Source organism: Metasolibacillus fluoroglycofenilyticus (assembly GCF_003049645.1).
Taxonomy (GTDB): Bacteria; Bacillota; Bacilli; order Bacillales_A; family Planococcaceae; genus Metasolibacillus; species Metasolibacillus fluoroglycofenilyticus.
In genome coordinates this window covers 325,987-341,587 of record NZ_PYWK01000002.1, presented here as the reverse complement: position 1 = coordinate 341,587, position 15,601 = coordinate 325,987, and the positions used below count along the sequence as shown (strand labels likewise).

The 15,601-nt window shown below is 37.3% G+C and carries 17 protein-coding genes and 1 other annotated feature; of the genes, 7 read left to right on the top strand and 10 right to left on the bottom strand.

Annotated features, from left to right (window positions below; genetic code table 11):
• Positions 1–148: 148 nt before the first annotated feature.
• Positions 149–1,771, bottom strand: coding sequence for a phosphoglycerate dehydrogenase (serA, locus tag C9J36_RS12225; RefSeq protein WP_066167273.1), 1,623 nt, complete (start codon positions 1,769–1,771; stop codon positions 149–151).
• Between the two features lie 239 nt (positions 1,772–2,010).
• Positions 2,011–2,255, bottom strand: a binding site (T-box leader).
• A gap of 348 nt (positions 2,256–2,603) precedes the next feature.
• Here serA and C9J36_RS12220 point away from each other — a divergent pair.
• The gene (locus C9J36_RS12220; RefSeq protein ID WP_107943303.1) at positions 2,604–3,386 is read left to right on the top strand and encodes an enoyl-CoA hydratase; all 783 of its coding nucleotides are present in this window, start codon (positions 2,604–2,606) and stop codon (positions 3,384–3,386) included.
• Positions 3,387–3,624: 238 nt separating this feature from the next.
• Complete coding sequence (locus C9J36_RS12215; protein ID WP_107943302.1) at positions 3,625–4,803, top strand: hypothetical protein; 1,179 nt, start codon at positions 3,625–3,627, stop codon at positions 4,801–4,803.
• 257 nt (positions 4,804–5,060) lie between these two features.
• On the opposite strand, the gene C9J36_RS12210 is transcribed toward C9J36_RS12215, so the two are convergent.
• A complete protein-coding gene (locus C9J36_RS12210) occupies positions 5,061–5,246 on the bottom strand; it encodes a YhzD family protein (RefSeq protein WP_066167266.1) in 186 nt (61 codons plus the stop codon).
• A 185-nt stretch (positions 5,247–5,431) separates the two neighbouring features.
• On the opposite strand from C9J36_RS12210, the gene yhaM reads away from it, so the two are divergent.
• The gene (yhaM, locus tag C9J36_RS12205; protein ID WP_066167263.1) at positions 5,432–6,367 is read left to right on the top strand and encodes a 3'-5' exoribonuclease YhaM; all 936 of its coding nucleotides are present in this window, start codon (positions 5,432–5,434) and stop codon (positions 6,365–6,367) included.
• Positions 6,368–6,575: 208 nt separating this feature from the next.
• Here yhaM and serC read toward each other — a convergent pair whose 3' ends face one another.
• A complete protein-coding gene (serC, locus tag C9J36_RS12200; protein WP_107943301.1) occupies positions 6,576–7,667 on the bottom strand; it encodes a 3-phosphoserine/phosphohydroxythreonine transaminase in 1,092 nt (363 codons plus the stop codon).
• A 223-nt stretch (positions 7,668–7,890) separates the two neighbouring features.
• On the opposite strand from serC, the gene C9J36_RS12195 reads away from it, so the two are divergent.
• Positions 7,891–8,229: a zinc ribbon domain-containing protein YjdM gene (locus C9J36_RS12195; RefSeq protein WP_066167254.1), complete on the top strand. Its 339-nt coding sequence runs from the start codon at positions 7,891–7,893 to the stop codon at positions 8,227–8,229.
• 105 nt (positions 8,230–8,334) lie between these two features.
• Here the strand turns inward: C9J36_RS12195 and C9J36_RS12190 are convergent, their stop codons facing one another.
• Positions 8,335–9,177: a peptidylprolyl isomerase gene (locus tag C9J36_RS12190; protein WP_107943300.1), complete on the bottom strand. Its 843-nt coding sequence runs from the start codon at positions 9,175–9,177 to the stop codon at positions 8,335–8,337.
• A 151-nt stretch (positions 9,178–9,328) separates the two neighbouring features.
• Here C9J36_RS12190 and C9J36_RS12185 point away from each other — a divergent pair, with 151 nt between their 5' ends.
• Positions 9,329–9,433 (top strand): YjcZ family sporulation protein, encoded by a 105-nt coding sequence (locus C9J36_RS12185; RefSeq protein ID WP_082799037.1) that lies wholly within the window; start codon positions 9,329–9,331, stop codon positions 9,431–9,433.
• A 120-nt stretch (positions 9,434–9,553) separates the two neighbouring features.
• Here C9J36_RS12185 and C9J36_RS12180 read toward each other — a convergent pair whose 3' ends face one another.
• The 6 genes from C9J36_RS12180 to C9J36_RS12155 all read right to left on the bottom strand — a co-directional run bounded on the left by C9J36_RS12180 (position 9,554) and on the right by C9J36_RS12155 (position 13,500).
• Positions 9,554–9,766, bottom strand: a complete 213-nt coding sequence (locus C9J36_RS12180; protein ID WP_406601089.1) for a hypothetical protein — start codon at positions 9,764–9,766, stop codon at positions 9,554–9,556.
• Between the two features lie 42 nt (positions 9,767–9,808).
• A complete protein-coding gene (locus tag C9J36_RS12175) occupies positions 9,809–10,351 on the bottom strand; it encodes a DUF3267 domain-containing protein (protein ID WP_107943299.1) in 543 nt (180 codons plus the stop codon).
• A gap of 536 nt (positions 10,352–10,887) precedes the next feature.
• Positions 10,888–11,436, bottom strand: coding sequence for an HTH-type transcriptional regulator Hpr (locus tag C9J36_RS12170; RefSeq protein ID WP_107943298.1), 549 nt, complete (start codon positions 11,434–11,436; stop codon positions 10,888–10,890).
• Positions 11,437–11,597: 161 nt separating this feature from the next.
• Positions 11,598–11,984 carry a YtxH domain-containing protein gene (locus C9J36_RS12165; RefSeq protein ID WP_066167239.1) on the bottom strand — a complete coding sequence of 129 codons (387 nt, stop codon included), beginning with the start codon at positions 11,982–11,984 and terminating at the stop codon, positions 11,598–11,600.
• Between the two features lie 254 nt (positions 11,985–12,238).
• Entirely contained in the window at positions 12,239–12,766 is a 528-nt protein-coding gene (locus C9J36_RS12160) for a tryptophan transporter (RefSeq protein WP_066167236.1), read from the bottom strand.
• Between the two features lie 320 nt (positions 12,767–13,086).
• Positions 13,087–13,500 (bottom strand): HIT family protein, encoded by a 414-nt coding sequence (locus C9J36_RS12155; RefSeq protein ID WP_066167233.1) that lies wholly within the window; start codon positions 13,498–13,500, stop codon positions 13,087–13,089.
• Between the two features lie 116 nt (positions 13,501–13,616).
• On the opposite strand from C9J36_RS12155, the gene C9J36_RS12150 reads away from it, so the two are divergent.
• Together C9J36_RS12150 and C9J36_RS12145 are read left to right on the top strand one after the other, a co-directional pair.
• Positions 13,617–14,366 (top strand): ABC transporter ATP-binding protein, encoded by a 750-nt coding sequence (locus tag C9J36_RS12150; RefSeq protein ID WP_107943297.1) that lies wholly within the window; start codon positions 13,617–13,619, stop codon positions 14,364–14,366.
• A complete protein-coding gene (locus tag C9J36_RS12145; RefSeq protein ID WP_107943296.1) occupies positions 14,350–15,534 on the top strand; it encodes an ABC transporter permease in 1,185 nt (394 codons plus the stop codon). The genes C9J36_RS12150 and C9J36_RS12145 overlap by 17 nt, the downstream gene beginning before the upstream one ends.
• The last annotated feature ends 67 nt before the right edge of the window (positions 15,535–15,601 follow it).

Here is a 15,601-nt window from a genome sequence, read left to right as displayed (position 1 = left end):
CAAAAGGCATCAACAGCTCTCTACATGGAAATTGTATACATACAATTATATGCTACAAATAACAAAAAAGTAAAAGAGGAAGTTTGAAAAAGTGGTAAGGCTACTGAGAAATGGAGATACTTACCTCAGTAGCCCATCATAAAAAGCACTATAGCGTAATAGCCTTCACTTCATCAATGTTTTCAAGCTGTGCTACATAGACTAAGTCTTCTGCTGTTACAATATTGTCGATTGCTAGCATCATTACTGCTGAGCCACCGACCATATCGCGTCCCACTTGCATTGTTGCGATATTAATATCTTTTTCAGCCAATTTTGTGGCTACGCGACCGATAGCTCCAGGTTTATCTGTATTTTTAATATACAATAGATTGCCTGTTGGAATAACGTCAACGACGAAGCCTTCTACTTTGACGATGCGTGGGCCTAAGCCATTTAACAAAGTTCCCGCTACAGTATGTGTTTCATTGGCTGTTTTAATTTCAACTGTAATTAAGTTTGTGAAGCCTTTTGCAGTCGTTGTTTTATGTTCATTAATGCTTATACCTATACGCTCTGCAAGATAGCGGGCATTGACATTATTAACATGTGTTCCATGATTTGTTGAAAGCAGTCCTTTAATAGCATTAGCTGTTAAAGGGCGTACATCAAAGTTTGCTACGTCGCCAGCATATGAAATGTTTAATTCTTTTATAGATTCATCAGTTACTTGGATAAGGAATTTTCCGAGCTTTTCAACAAGTTCGAAAAACGGTTCGATTTGTGCAAACTTTTCTTTTGAAATTGATGGCATATTAACAGGATTTGTAACAGTGCCTGTTTTGAAAAACTTAATAATATCATTAGATACATCGACAGCAACAGATTCCTGTGCTTCTATAGTAGACGCACCTAAATGCGGTGTAGCAATCACTTCAGGTAGTGTTAATAGCTTATGGTCTGTTGCAGGCTCTGTTATGAAAACATCGAGTGCAGCACCAGCTACTTTTTTAGCAACAATCGCATCGTATAAATCATCCTCATTAATAATGCCGCCACGCGCACAGTTAATGATACGTACCCCATCTTTCATTATGGCGAAACGCTCTTTATTAATAAGATTACGCGTTTCCGGCAAGAGAGGTGTATGCACTGTAATAAAGTCTGCCACAGCACATACTTCATCGACAGTGCCTTTCGTAATGCCTAGCTCCTTTGCGCGTTCCTCTGTCAAAAATGGATCATAGGCGATGACTTTCATGCGTTGTCCTCTTGCGCGATACGCTACTTCAGCTCCAATGCGCCCCATACCAATAACACCTAATGTTTTATTTTTTAGCTCCACTCCAACATATGATTTGCGGTCCCATACGCCATTTTTTAATGTATTAAATGCTTGTGGAATGTAACGTGCTAAAGCCGTCATCATAGCAATAGTATGCTCAGCCGCAGAATTTGTATTACCATCTGGCGCATTTACAACAATAATGCCGTGCTCAGTAGCCGCTGTTAAATCAATATTATCGACACCAACACCAGCGCGACCAATTAGCTTTAAATTTTTAGCCGCTTGAATTACCTCACGTGTAACAGTAGTTTGAGAGCGAACTAATAACACATCAATATCTGTAATTTTGTTAATTAATTGCTCCTGTGATAAACCTGTATCCACAATAATATTTAATTCTAATTCACCTTCTTGGATTAACGGATAAATACCATCCTCACTTAATGGGTCAGCGATAAACACCGTAATTATTTTTGTTGCTTTTTCTAATGTTTTTGTTGTCATGGTTTATTCTCTCCTTTATTTTAAAAATCAATTACGTATTGGCGTAATTGCGTCTAAACTTTTTCCAAGCCTACTTGAAAAACTCTTCTTCATAATTTGTGACATTCAGCGGAGGCTTTATTTTGATTTAGTTGATGTTTGAGTACTCACTAAACCATGGAGTGGACAAGCGTTTTACTCTCCTCCCACGTAAGGGAGTGAATCAAAATAAAAAAACCTTCCGTCCCTCACATTAAAATGTAAGGGGCGAAAGGCTATAATGAACATAGTTACGCGGTACCACCCTTATTCATTGCAAAAATATTCCGAAAATTATAATTGCAATCTTTAAGATGCGTAACGCGCATGATACGGATAAGTTTACTATAATTTTCCACTTATCTATTCAGGAGTGGAACTACATTCGCCTTCTTCACTGATTTGCACCAACCATCAGCTCTCTTAAGAATAAGTACGACGAGCATGTCTCCATCAAAATATTTTGCATAATTAAATTTGATAACATCATAAGCCGAGAATAAATCTTTGTCAACGCCTTTTTCCGAAAAAATAAAAAGAATTTCATAATAAACTGAAATTAATTCACCGAAAGGCGAATGAAATGATAATTTATAACTATAAATGTTCGTGTTTTGGAAGCGCTCTCATTTTATTGGAATGCTTGCTATAGCTGAGATCGCGGAATATTAAGATAATTAAGTTGCGCTACTTTAAATGTTTGATTTTTGATAAATTATTTTCGTTCAAAAATTTGTTGAATAAAAAAGGAATTTGAAAAGAAAAGTAGAATTATAAAAGTGAATGGTTATTCATTATTTAAGGGGGATTTTTCATGGGCTATACGACAATTAATTTAGAAATATTAGAACGCAAGGCAATTTTAACATTGAATCGACCACAGGCAATGAACGCGATGGATATTATAATGATGCAGGAATTAGCTGATTGTATGGAGGAGCTACATCAACAGCCGGAAGTCCAAGTTTTAATTGTTAAAGGGGAGGGACGTGCATTTTCAGCAGGTGGCGATATAAAGATGATGCTTGGAGCAAATGAAGCGATTGATTTCGAAACGATTATGTCGTATATTACGCGCTTTGCAAAAGGCTATTACACACTACCAATGCTAACGATTGCCCAAATTCATGGTGCAGCAGCTGGCTTAGCCTTTAGTCTAGCGCTAGCAAGTGATGTTATTGTTGCAGAGGATTCCGCAAAGCTAGCAATGAATTTTATTAGCATTGGGCTTGTACCTGATGGTGGCGGGCATTTCTTTATGAAGGAGCGTCTAGGTGTAGCAAAGGCGAAGCAGCTTATTTGGGAAGGTAAAGTAATGGAAGCAAAGGAGGCATTTGACCAGCAATTAATTGATTATGTTGTTCCTGACGGCGCTGCAGCGGCAACGGTTGATCAAATTGTCGGTAAAGTGTTAGCATCACCAATTGCCTCCATGCTTGCAACTAAAGAAATTTTACACAAAGAAAAACTACCCGAGCTTGAGCGCATCCTACAAGCTGAAGCAATAGCCCAGGCAAAAATGCGTCAAACAAAAGACCATCAAGAAGGCATTACAGCTTTTGTAGAAAAGCGTCAACCTAATTTTATAGGAGAGTAGCTAGAAGTTTAAAATAAGTTGTTGTGATGTAAAATCTCAACAACTTATTTTTTTAGCTATTATGAATCAACATTTTGCGAAACATCATCGCTACTGTCCAAAATGCCGGCTATGCACGGCTTTTGGATAGACCCTTATTCTACTTAAAAAAGGACAAATTTGTTCTTCAAATAAAATTCACTGTACAACTTAGCTAAAGATGATTATTATAGAATGGATAAAATCGGGGGAAACATATATGGAATCCAAATATAATACATCTAAGAGCGTAAATGTGTATTGCCCTATAGCGGAACATACGGTAGAAGTTTGTCTACAGTACATAACAAATAGTGAGCGCTTATTGCTAGAAGTTCCATTTGAGCAATATGAGGCAATTGTTGAAGCGATTAGGCAACGAGAAAATGGGGCAAAAAATTTAACACAGATGATTAGAAAAGGTGCTTTTACTTATGCACAAATAAAACATATGACAGTTGCAAGAAACATTCATGGCTTAATGATGGATGAAGAGGGACGTATTAATTTCATCAATGATGCAATTAGTATAAGTGCTGTTATAGCTTATGCACAAAGCAAGTGGAACGGGGCTTCACGTAAAGTCGCAATAGGAAATGGGATTCGTACAGGATTAGCCGTTTTAGGAGAAACATTTGCTGAGGAAGTAATTGCATCGCAATTATACAATCATCATGACGTTACAGCTGATTTTAACTTGAATCCAGATATAGCCGGTGCTCTGAAAACAGGCGGTGTGAAAATGGCTTCAAAAAAGATGGCTGCTACTATTACTAAAAAGGCAATGATTGGCTCTATTGCAACAAAAAAAGGCATGATGTTATTGAATGCGAATACTGTGACAGGTGCACTTGTAACGGGGAGGATGTCGGCAGAAGATATCGCCCGTACAGTAAAAGGAAAAATGTCCTCGCAACAATTATTTAAAAATGTTGCGAAAACAGCCGCAAGTGTGGCTGGCGGCATTGCTGGAACTATAATAGGTAGCGCGGTTGGCCTAACGATTCCAAATGTGAGCACAGCAATTGTTAGCCTAATTGGAGGTATTATTGGGCTGATTATTGGTAGTAGCTTGGCAAGTAAAATAACAAAGGGTGTGATAGATTTTTTTATACGTGACGATGCTTTGCAAATGCTAGATATTTTTAATGAGCGTTTGACGATACTAGCTAAGGAATATTTGTTAAATAAAGAAGAGTTAGAGCAAGCTTTACTTGATTTTGAAGCATTGCATAATATGTGGAAAACATTGAAAGAAATGTATTTAGCAAACAATCAGCAACAATTTGCAGATAACTTAATTCATCGTGAGCTAACACGTATTATTAAATTGCGCATGTATTTGCATGTACCAACAAACGAAGAAATATACGAAATACTCGAGCCATTAGCGTCATAACGTAGGATTTAGTAAATAGAAAGGGCATACCTCAGCTTTTGAGGCATGCCCTTTCTTTAAAGACTGCGGGAGCTTTTAACAAATAAATCTGAGAAAGTCGCAAATAAATAAAATAAGCTTCTCGAGACCACGTGAGATGTCTGAAAAGCATGTTTTTACGGTTAAAGAGTGTATATATCCTATTATCGTAGTACACTGCTTTTCAAACAACTGTTTGTTTTAATGACAAATAGTTTTAGCGTTTGCCCCTTAGCAATTTAGACGTGGAATAAAATAAGTTTGCCTGCCGAATTTACAAGTCGATGTGTTTTATCGGATAGCCCTTTTTCATCGATTTGTTTTTGCCCTTCGATTTTTGCAGCCTCATCATTATCAAATGACCATACTTCATCAAATAATGTTTCTCCTGTTTTTTCAAATGCTGTAAACCGGTAATTTTCCATAGAATTTCCCACCCTTTGTATTGTCATAAATATATTATGAATGAACATTCATTTTCTGTCTATTGTTTTCTTCTATTTTACTCATCCGTGGATAGTTATTAATATTATTTAATCGAATCATGGTACAATAAGAGCAGTGAATCGTACTGTAAACGATGAATGTCAAGAAAAGGAGTGATTTCGTAGTGGAAGGAATTACTAAACTTCAAGTTGGAGAGCCCGTGGACCAATTTTTATTAATTAAGCAGGCTACAAAGGGCGTAACGACAGTAGGGAAGCCTTTTATGTCACTTATTTTACAAGATAAAAGCGGTGATATTGAGGCGAAGCTATGGGATACAAATGAAGAGCATGAAAATATGTATAAAGCTGAAACGATAGTCCGTGTAGGTGGAGAAATCCATGACTACCGAGGTAAAAATCAACTACGTATAAAACAAATTCGTGTAGCACGTCCAGAGGAAGGAATACAAGTTAGCGACTTAGTGCCATCAGCAGCTATTCCAAAAGAACAGTTAATGGAGGAGCTAACGCAATTTTTCTTTGAAATTAAAAACCCAAGCATTTCTCGCATTACACGTCATTTAATTAAAAAGCATCAGCCTAGTCTCCTTGTGCACCCTGCGGCAACGAAAAATCATCATGACTATGTATCAGGTTTACTTGACCATGTTGTGTCGATGTTGCGCTTAGGAAAGGCGATTGCTGAATTATATCCAACCTTGAATACTGATTTACTGTATGCAGGAATTATTTTACACGATATTGGAAAAGTAGCTGAATTAACAGGGCCAATTGCAACAGCTTATACGATAGAGGGCAATTTGCTTGGCCATATTTCAATTATGGTAAACGAAATTGGACAGGCAGCCGTAGAGCTAGGAATTGAGGGTGAAGAGGTAATGCTGCTCCAACATCTCGTATTATCACATCATGGGAAAGAGGAGTGGGGTAGCCCAAAAAAACCAATGATTCAAGAAGCAGAAATTTTGCATTATATTGATAATATTGATGCGAAAATGAATATGCTGAAGCGTGCATTGGATAAAACAAAGCCGGGCGAATTCACAGAGAGACTGTTTCCACTAGATAACCGCTCATTTTATAAGCCGACAATTTAATTCAAAAACCGCCTTCAAATGTGAGCGTTAATATTAAAAAAATTAGCTTATGCTTATTTGAAATTCAAAAGAAAACAGCTAAGTCCAGTGTTTCTCCTATTTTCAAAGAAACTCTTCTTTATTTTATTTAGAGGTTTCTATGATGAAACATCATCGAAAGCGCCCCAAAAGCAGGAAATATATTGCTTTTGGGGCGCCTCTTTTTTGATTAATGTTTAGCCTGAAAAGCGTGCATAAAGTCTGCCAACGCTTTACATGTTTCATATGGGACCGCGTTATATGTCGATGCGCGGCAGCCGCCAACTGAGCGATGGCCGTTTAAGCCGACGAAGCCTGCTGCCTTTGCCTCAGCTAAAAATTGCTTTTCTAGCTCCTCGTCTGCTAGACGGAACGTGATGTTCATTAGTGAGCGACTTTCTTTTTCAGCATGTCCAATATAGAAGCCGTTAGAGCCATCAATGGCATCGTAAATTAGCTTTGCCTTTGCTTCGTTATGTGCAGCAATTTTTTCTAAGCCACCTTGCTTTTCTACCCATTTCAATACTTCGCCAAGCATATAAATACCGAATGTTGGGGGTGTATTGTATAGGGAATTATTTTCTGTAAACGTTGAGTATTTTAGCGTTGTAGGAATATTATTATGGGCCTTTTCTAGTAAATCCTTGCGAATTATTACAACTGTCACACCTGAAGGACCAAGATTTTTTTGTGCTCCAGCATAAATAAGAGCAAATTTACTCACATCGATAGGCTTCGATAAAATATCGCTCGACATATCAGCGATTAATGGAGCAATTGTTGTCGGAAAGTCCTTCCATTGCGTACCGTAAATCGTGTTATTTGATGTAAGATGAACGTAAGCAGCCGCATCATTAAAATTTATTTGATGTACAGATGGGATATTTTTATAGTGATTATCCTTTGTAGAGGCAACTGCAACAGGAGCTCCAAATAGCTTTGCTTCAGCTAATGCCTTTTCAGACCAAACTCCCGTTAAAATATAATCAGCTTGTTCACCTGACTGTAAAAAGTTCATTGGAATCATTGAAAACTGCAAGCTTGCGCCACCTTGTAAAAAAATTACCTCATAATTATCCGGTACAGCATAAAGCTGACGAAGACGTGCAATAGCCTCATTATGTACTTGCTCAAAATCTTTACTGCGGTGGCTAAGCTCCATAACGGACATACCTGTGTTGTTGAAATTGACTAATTGCTTCTCTGCTATTTGTAATACTTCTAATGGTAAAGCAGATGGACCAGCATTAAAATTAAATGCGCGTTGATTAGTTGTACTCACGTTGACACACTCCTTTTTCTTTTCAAGCTTAAGTATATAATATACTGTTCTCTTAATATTATGGCAAAATTCTTAAAATTCCTGCTATAAAATGAAAAAAAGAGTGAATTTTTTGTGTAAAACACGAATATTTCATTGTTAATCACTAGTAATATTTGTGCTTAGCTTGAATTTATTGAGTGAATATGCCAGTATAGAGGGGATTAGTAAAGGAGGAATTTTAATGGAAAATTTACCAAATTGCCCACAGTGTAACTCGGCGTATACATATGAGGATGGAACGCTATATATTTGCCCAGAATGTGCTCATGAATGGACAGCAGCAGAGGAAGCCGCTGTAGAGGAAGGCTTAGTAGTTCGCGATGCAAACGGCAATTTATTAGCTGATGGAGATACTGTCATAGTAGTGAAAGATTTAAAAGTAAAGGGAAGCTCCTCTACATTAAAAATCGGAACACGTGTAAAAAACATCCGCTTAGTAGAAGGCGACCATAATATCGATTGTAAGATTGACGGCTTTGGTCCGATGAAATTAAAATCGGAATTCGTTAAGAAAAACTAAAAAACATACTATCCAGAGCATTAAGACATAACCGAAAATGGGTTGAAAAAACAAAAGGTGTATAAAAGGTGACCTAACACATCACTTTTCATACACCTCTTCATTTTATTTTGTTGAATATTTGTCGAATGTGCCTTTTAACTCAGCATCCTTCACTTCTACTTCAGCATCTTTTAATAATTTTGCAATTACATCATCCATGCTATATTGTGCAAGAAGTTCTTCACGAATTTCGTCTTTTTTCTCTTCGAATGTACCATAATCTTCAACATCACGTTTTTCAGTTACTTCAATTACATGGTAACCAAATTGTGATTTTACAGGCTCACTAATTGTGTTTAATTCAAGTGCATATGCTGCGTCATTAAACTCTTTCACCATCATACCTACTGAGAACCAGCCTAAATCGCCACCGTTTGCTGCCGAGCCATCAGATGACATTTCTTCAGCAACAGTTGCAAAATCTTCTCCGCCTTTAATACGCTCAATAGCTTCTTTTGCAGTTTCTTCATCACTCACTAAAATATGGCGAGCTTTTAATTCTTGGCTAGCTTGGTCGTAATACTTTTGAATATCTTCATCCGATACTTCCATATCTTCCAAAGCTTTTTGACTTAATAAGTTGAAGCGAATATTTTCCTTTAAAGCTTCTTCTGATAAATTATTTTGTAGAAGTAATGCTTCAAATTGCTCACCAGCAGATTCTTTTACTGTAGTCAATTCTGCTTCAATTTCCTCATTTGTTACTTTGTATTTGTTAAGTAGGATTTTTTCAACCATAATTTGCTGTAATAATTGTTCGCCAGCTAAGCTTTTTACTTCTTTATAAAATTCGTCTTGTGTTAAATCCCCTACATTTGAAGTAACGATTACTTCTTTTCCGGGGTTACTGCATGCCGCTAAACCGAGGGAGGCTGCAAGCGTTATTGCTAAAAATGTTTTTTTCATGTGAAATTTACGCTCCTAACTTTCTTTTAAATGCAATAGTTACTATAACATAAACGAAAAAAAAACAAAATGGTTGCATACCAAAAGTGCCTAAGATTTAAGTTGAAGAGTGCATACGATAGATGATAGAAAGGTGAAAGGAGGGAGCACAATGGGCGGTGGAGGCTACAATGGCGGCGGTTACGGTTCAGGTTTCGCGCTGATTGTTGTATTATTCATTTTACTTATCATTGTCGGTGCTGCATATCTTTACTAGTTAAAAAAAAGGCTGTAGAAAAAGTATGCTATTGCATGTCTTTTTCTACAGCCTGTTTTATTTTTGCTACAAAGTGAAAGGAGCCGTCTCAAAATGGCTTTTCGAGACGTCACTTCACTGTTAAACAGTAAACAATACTTCCATATAAAAAGAAACTAATAAAATCGTTATGAGAACATTAATCGTACGAAAGATTTTCGGTTGCTTTTCTTCTGGAATTTCTTTGCGTATACAAAGAGCATAGGTCATGCGGTTTATTTGGAATAAGTAAAATACAGAGAATAGTATGATTACTACTAATAGCAAGCCTATTCCTCCTCTCTTTCGATTCATCGTCAAGCATACCAAATATATAACTAGTAAGACAAGTTATTGCTACACGCCAGCAGGCACTAATATTTCATAGCCTTTCGGCGTTTCCTCAATCAATGAATTAGCAGGTGCATGCCACAAATTTTTGACGTTTAATAAATCAATTAAACATATGCTACTATGAAAGCCTAGTAGTAAGCAAGCATAGTGTGAGTATAGTGGAAAAAATATCGCAACTGCTAAAAATACGCTATTTAGCAAGAGAAAAGGCGTCAGCAATGCGAGTACATAACGATTTTTAGGAATAGGCTCCTTCAAACGTAAGCGCATGATAGGAACGATGCGAAAAATGATTTTCCAGCGAAATTTTATTTTTTTTCGATATTTTAATAATGCTAGATAATGAATTGCTTTATGAACTGGATATAAAAGAAGAACAGCTAGAAAAAAGAAAAGCAAATATTTATCTGTATGCGGGGCACGTAATTGTAAGCTTGTCATCACATAGGACGTGCAAAAAACAGAGACAAAAGTTAGGACAGCTAATAATGTTAATCGCACGATGCCATATTCAGATACAGTATTAATTGTTTTCCAACAATGCATAGTACACCTTCTTTCTTAATTATCCTGCAAATATAGTATTACTATTGTAAAGAAAAAGTAAGTAAATTGCTATTTTTTTCAGCTTAAAGCATAGATGAAGCTAGCCCTCCTTAATCAATTATGCTTACGCTTTGGCGCGATTGATTAAGAGAGGGCTAAATAGGAATAATAAAGTGAAACTTCCATCAGCGGGGGTTTTCCTCATCCCCCCACTGATTGTTAGTTGAACGAATCGGGCATTTACGGGCAGTTGATTTCCCACTTAGATTTCATTCAAGTCTTGAAGTGGGCGTCTTATTGCCCGTTAATGCGGGATAAAGTGAACCTTCAATCAGTGGGGGTTTTCTTCATCCCCCACTGATTGGTAGTTTCACCAATCGGGTTTTTACAGGCTGTTGGATCCCCCACTTAAACATCTTGATTTTATCTGTTGTTTTGAAGTGGGGGTCTTACAGCCTGTTAATACGGGATAAAATTGCAAAACTGTCTGATAAGCGTGCAAATGCACCACCCTTCAGACAGCCTCGTATTATTTATTATTGCTGGGGAGATGAATGTACTTGGTCAAAATTTTCTTTAAAATTTTTAAAAGAGCGTTCAAAAATTTTAATAAAATCCTCGCCGTAAATATTGCGAATAACCGCCATAACATCTAAAAACTCTGGGAATCTACCATATATTTCGCGCAAAGGTAGAGAGCCATCTAAAATGCAGTGTGGTGTGTCGTGATAGTGTTCATTCATTGAAATGATTAACTGTGAACCGGCTTCTGTTAACTCCACATATGTATTGCGCTTATCATCATCGCGCTTTGAAAATTTCAATAAGCCACGCTCTTCTAATTTTTTTGAAAAATTAAAAGCTGTAGAAACGTGCATTACACCAAATTTCGCAACATCTGAAATAGATGCGCCTTGTAAATGAAACGAAATCCATAAAATATGGTGTTCGTTTATATTTAAGTCATATGGTTTAATCCAAAGTTGCCAATCCTTTTCCACAGCCTTCCATAAAGCTTTAGATAGCTGGGCAGTTCTTTGGCTATAAAGCATTGCTTCTTTCGTTGTATATAATTGTTCAGACAAAATCTTCACCTTCTTCTTTCGTTGCAATTTTAAAATATTATAGCAATAAAAGAAAAAAGTTTAAAGTTTGAAAAATAAAATAATTACATTCATCAAGAGAAACATCTAAAATTATTAAAAATAATAATAAAATGAATATCTTTCTTCGGTCGGATGGTTCTTTATACCTGTTTTTGTTTCTCGTCTTTTTCAGTGAATTGCGATAGATTTTGCTCGATTTCGCCGATAGATTTCTGTAATCCTTCGATTTCTTGTTTTAATAGAGCCGTTTCTGGTTCAATTTGCTGTTTGAAGCTTGTGAATGATTGCGATAATTCTTTTATTATTTGAGGAATATTGTTTTTTACTTCATTTGATAAATTACTAAAAGATTGCTTGACATTTTTTGTTTGAAAATTAACGTCGTTTAAGCGTTCCTTCGTACTCGTTGAAAAGCTTGTAATATTCGTTCGCAGCTCTTTGCCTGATTGTGGGGCGGATAAAATCGTGGCAATCGCACCACCGACGATTCCAGCAGTTAACCCAATTAAAAATGGCTTGGCCTTCATAAAACATCTCTCCTTAATTCTTTTATATTTATATTAAACCATTTCGTGTATTGATTATACAAACGATAGGGGGATGGGGCGTCCGAAAAGCGTGCCGAGCCACTGCTTTTGCAACATTTCAATCGTGTTTCTTGAAAGTAAGAAGCAGCGAGAATATGATAGGCTTGGGATTCGGAGGCTTTTCCTTTCATTAAAACAAATAAAGCATCCAATAAGCGGTGTTTTGCACGCTTTTCGGATGCTTCTTTTTTATTTTACGCATGTGATACGGACGTTTTGAAGTTTGAACGCTTTAGTAATTTGCTGACAATCGGGAAAATGATTGCAAAAGCAATTGCGTTTAAGGCAGTTGCTGGTAATACGACTGTTGCAAATAACACTGAAAAATCAATTGGTACTTCTGTTAATAGCAGCGCCATTGTTAAAAATGTTGTGCCAGAAATAATTGTTCCAGTAGCTACTATGATAATGGATACGGCTGCTTTTTGAACGCTATGACGTAAAATCAGTACGATGATTAAAAAGACAAAGCCTGTTACTGCTTTATCAATAATGTTAGGTACGAAGCCACCTGGGAAAGTTGAAAATAGCCCAGATAGAACGCCAGTTGCGAGCGATAATAAAAATGTTTCCTTCAATGTTGGGAATAGTATAATTCCGATAAACATCATTGTTAGCATAAAGTCAGGCTTCATGCCACCATTAAAACCCGGGATAATCACATAAAGTGTGGCACCAATCCCAACTAACAGCGCCATTAATACTAAATTTTTTGTATTCATTTGTCTCTTCTCCTCTAAGCTATGCTCATTTAATTTGGCATTTTCCTAATATGCACTCGTTGCTATTAGCGAAAACTTACATTTTATTGTACGAATAATTTTATAAAAAAGCAAGAAAGAAAATTAATTACGCTTCTGTTAACTCTCGTCCAGATTTTTTCGAGCTAATTGTAAAATCGTCGCGTCCTGTGCCAACGGTTAACTAACTTACGGCTTGCAGCCTTCCTTTAAATTCTGTGACATCCGCCGGGCTCTCTTTTTTTATTATTTTCTTGCACATCCCGCCTTAGAGAGAAATGGGGGACTTCGGCTCAATCGAATTAGATGAATTCACGTATCGCTTCAGCAGCCTCTGCTAGCTCTTCTTTAGAAGGCTGTGTTGTTGTCCAAACTAAGCGTAAGCCATCCGTCTCATCGTAGCGTGGAATGAAGTGCAGGTGATAATGGAAAACAGTTTGTCCAGCAGCAGCTCCGTTATTGTTTACTGTGTTTAAACCGATAGGATTGAAGGCTGATTGAATTGCTTTTGCTACTTTCGGTGCCGCTGCGTATAAGTGGCTAGCAACATCTTCAGGCATTTCAAATAAATCACGGCAATGCTTTTTCGGAATTAATAATGTATGACCTTTTGTTAAAGGCATAATGTCCATAAAAGCGTATACATGCTCGTCCTCATATACTTTTATACTTGGGATAGACCCGTCAATAATTTTACAAAATAGGCACTCACTCATTGTTTTTGCACTCCTTCATATAAAATAATCAAATTGTACATATATTTTAGCATATATGAACTGCTTGTTCTGCTTATTTTTGTTAAACTAAACTGAAGAGATAGGAGTGACATTTCATGACAATTTTACAAGTGACGAACGTAACAGGTGGCTATACGCGTAAGCCTGTTATTAAAAATTTATCTTTTACAATTGAAAAAGGAGAGCTAGTGGGCTTAATCGGGCTCAATGGCGCGGGCAAAAGTACAACAATCAAACATATTATCGGCACGCTTTTACCGCAGGCAGGAGAAATTCGCCTGAATGGTGTGACGCTAAAACAAAATATGGATGAGTACCGAAAAGCTTTTTCCTATATTCCTGAAACGCCAATTTTATATGATGAGCTGACATTGAAGGAGCATTTAGAGCTTACTGCGATGGCTTATGGCTTGGATGAAAAAACATTAAAGGAGCGCTCTACCTATTTATTGAAGGAATTTAGAATGGAGAAGCGTTTAAATTGGTTTCCTGCGCATTTTTCAAAGGGGATGCGGCAGAAGGTGATGATTATGTGTGCCTTTTTAATTAACCCGGCACTTTATATTGTTGATGAGCCATTTGTTGGATTAGACCCGCTCGGTATTCAATCTCTTTTAGAGCAAATGGATGCGAAGAAGCGAGAGGGTGCTTCCATTTTAATGTCAACTCATATTTTATCAACGGCAGAAAAGTATTGTGACCGAATTATTTTATTACATGAGGGACATGTGCGTGCACAAGGGACGATGAATGATTTACGCGCGGCGTTTAACATGCCAAATGCGAGCCTAGACGATTTATATATTGCAATGACAAAGGAGCAAGACAATGAACAACATGCATAATATATGGAAGGTGCGCTTCGGGCATTTTGTTAATGAAGTGCAGAAATATATGCGCTTTATTGTGACGGGTCATATTGCAATTGTTTTCGTTTTCGTTGCAGGAGCAGCAGGCTATCAATATAGTGAATGGCTGAAGGTAGCCCCAGCTAGCTTCCCTGCCGAATGGTTAGTAGCTGCCACTGTTGGCATTTTACTTGCATTTAGCCGCCCGACAACGCTTATAAAGGAACCAGACCAAGTTTATTTATTGCCGCTAGAAACACAGATGCCCGTCTATTTTAAAAAGGCTGTCAATTGGACGTTTTGGTCCCAGCTCATTATCCCTGCTGTTGTGTATATTGTTACGATACCACTTTTAAAAACGGTGACGGAACTATCGTCATTGCAAATTTGGCTAGGTCTAGCCTTTATCATTGCTTTAAAGTATTTGAATGTCGTGATTGAGTTCAATTATCGCTTTGCTAACCGTGGACAGGCCATTGTGGTGGATCGTTTAGCAAGGGGGTTATTATCAATCTTAGCCATTGAAACAGCACTCACATCGAGCGTATATTTGGCAGCAATTTATCTAGTCATATTTTTTGCTTATAAAATGTCGCTACAAAAGAGAGTAATAGGGCAGCCTGTACCGTACGAGCATTTTGTGCATTTGGAGCAAAATCGGATGTTGCGCTTTTACCGTTTTGCTAACTACTTTACAGATGTACCTCATTTACGTGGTACAATTCGTCGACGTGCTTGGCTGGATAGTGCCTATAAATGGATTGCATTTTCGAGTAAAAACACACAGCTTTATTTAGTATTCCGTACATTTATTCGGACGGACGACCATTTTTATTTATGGCTGCGCCTAACTGCGATTGCCGCAGTAATTACAGCTTTTGTTGATATCGCAATCGTGGCATGGATTGTTGTGGCAGCACTTGCCTTTGCGACAACATTGCAATTAAAGGTAGCGCTGCTATCGAATGGCGAGTTTCGCATGGATATGTTATTCCCAATTGCTCCAACACAGCGTTTGAAAGCTGTAGAAAAGCTATTGCGTATAACGAGTGTAGTGCAGTCCATTATTGTAACACTCTGTGCAATCGCTCAACCGCATTTTTATATGATTCCAATTATTATCATTGTCGTAAGTGAATTAACGCTACGATTATCGAAAAAATAGCGAATTTGCGGAAATGTACAATAAAACTTGTAAAACGCAAAATAAATGAATAGTAGGCGCGGGTTGC

Excerpts from the sequence above, each read along its gene's own strand:
- serA (WP_066167273.1), bottom strand. The coding sequence starts at position 1,771 with ATGACAACAAAAACATTAGAAAAAGCAACAAAAATAATTACGGTGTTT.
- C9J36_RS12220 (WP_107943303.1), top strand. The coding sequence starts at position 2,604 with ATGGGCTATACGACAATTAATTTAGAAATATTAGAACGCAAGGCAATT.
- C9J36_RS12215 (WP_107943302.1), top strand. The coding sequence starts at position 3,625 with ATGGAATCCAAATATAATACATCTAAGAGCGTAAATGTGTATTGCCCT.
- C9J36_RS12210 (WP_066167266.1), bottom strand. The coding sequence starts at position 5,246 with ATGGAAAATTACCGGTTTACAGCATTTGAAAAAACAGGAGAAACATTA.
- C9J36_RS12195 (WP_066167254.1), top strand. The coding sequence starts at position 7,891 with ATGGAAAATTTACCAAATTGCCCACAGTGTAACTCGGCGTATACATAT.
- C9J36_RS12190 (WP_107943300.1), bottom strand. The coding sequence starts at position 9,177 with ATGAAAAAAACATTTTTAGCAATAACGCTTGCAGCCTCCCTCGGTTTA.
- C9J36_RS12185 (WP_082799037.1), top strand. The coding sequence starts at position 9,329 with ATGGGCGGTGGAGGCTACAATGGCGGCGGTTACGGTTCAGGTTTCGCG.
- C9J36_RS12180 (WP_406601089.1), bottom strand. The coding sequence starts at position 9,766 with ATGAATCGAAAGAGAGGAGGAATAGGCTTGCTATTAGTAGTAATCATA.
- C9J36_RS12175 (WP_107943299.1), bottom strand. The coding sequence starts at position 10,351 with ATGCATTGTTGGAAAACAATTAATACTGTATCTGAATATGGCATCGTG.
- C9J36_RS12165 (WP_066167239.1), bottom strand. The coding sequence starts at position 11,984 with ATGAAGGCCAAGCCATTTTTAATTGGGTTAACTGCTGGAATCGTCGGT.
- C9J36_RS12160 (WP_066167236.1), bottom strand. The coding sequence starts at position 12,766 with ATGAATACAAAAAATTTAGTATTAATGGCGCTGTTAGTTGGGATTGGT.
- C9J36_RS12155 (WP_066167233.1), bottom strand. The coding sequence starts at position 13,500 with ATGAGTGAGTGCCTATTTTGTAAAATTATTGACGGGTCTATCCCAAGT.
- C9J36_RS12150 (WP_107943297.1), top strand. The coding sequence starts at position 13,617 with ATGACAATTTTACAAGTGACGAACGTAACAGGTGGCTATACGCGTAAG.
- C9J36_RS12145 (WP_107943296.1), top strand. The coding sequence starts at position 14,350 with ATGAACAACATGCATAATATATGGAAGGTGCGCTTCGGGCATTTTGTT.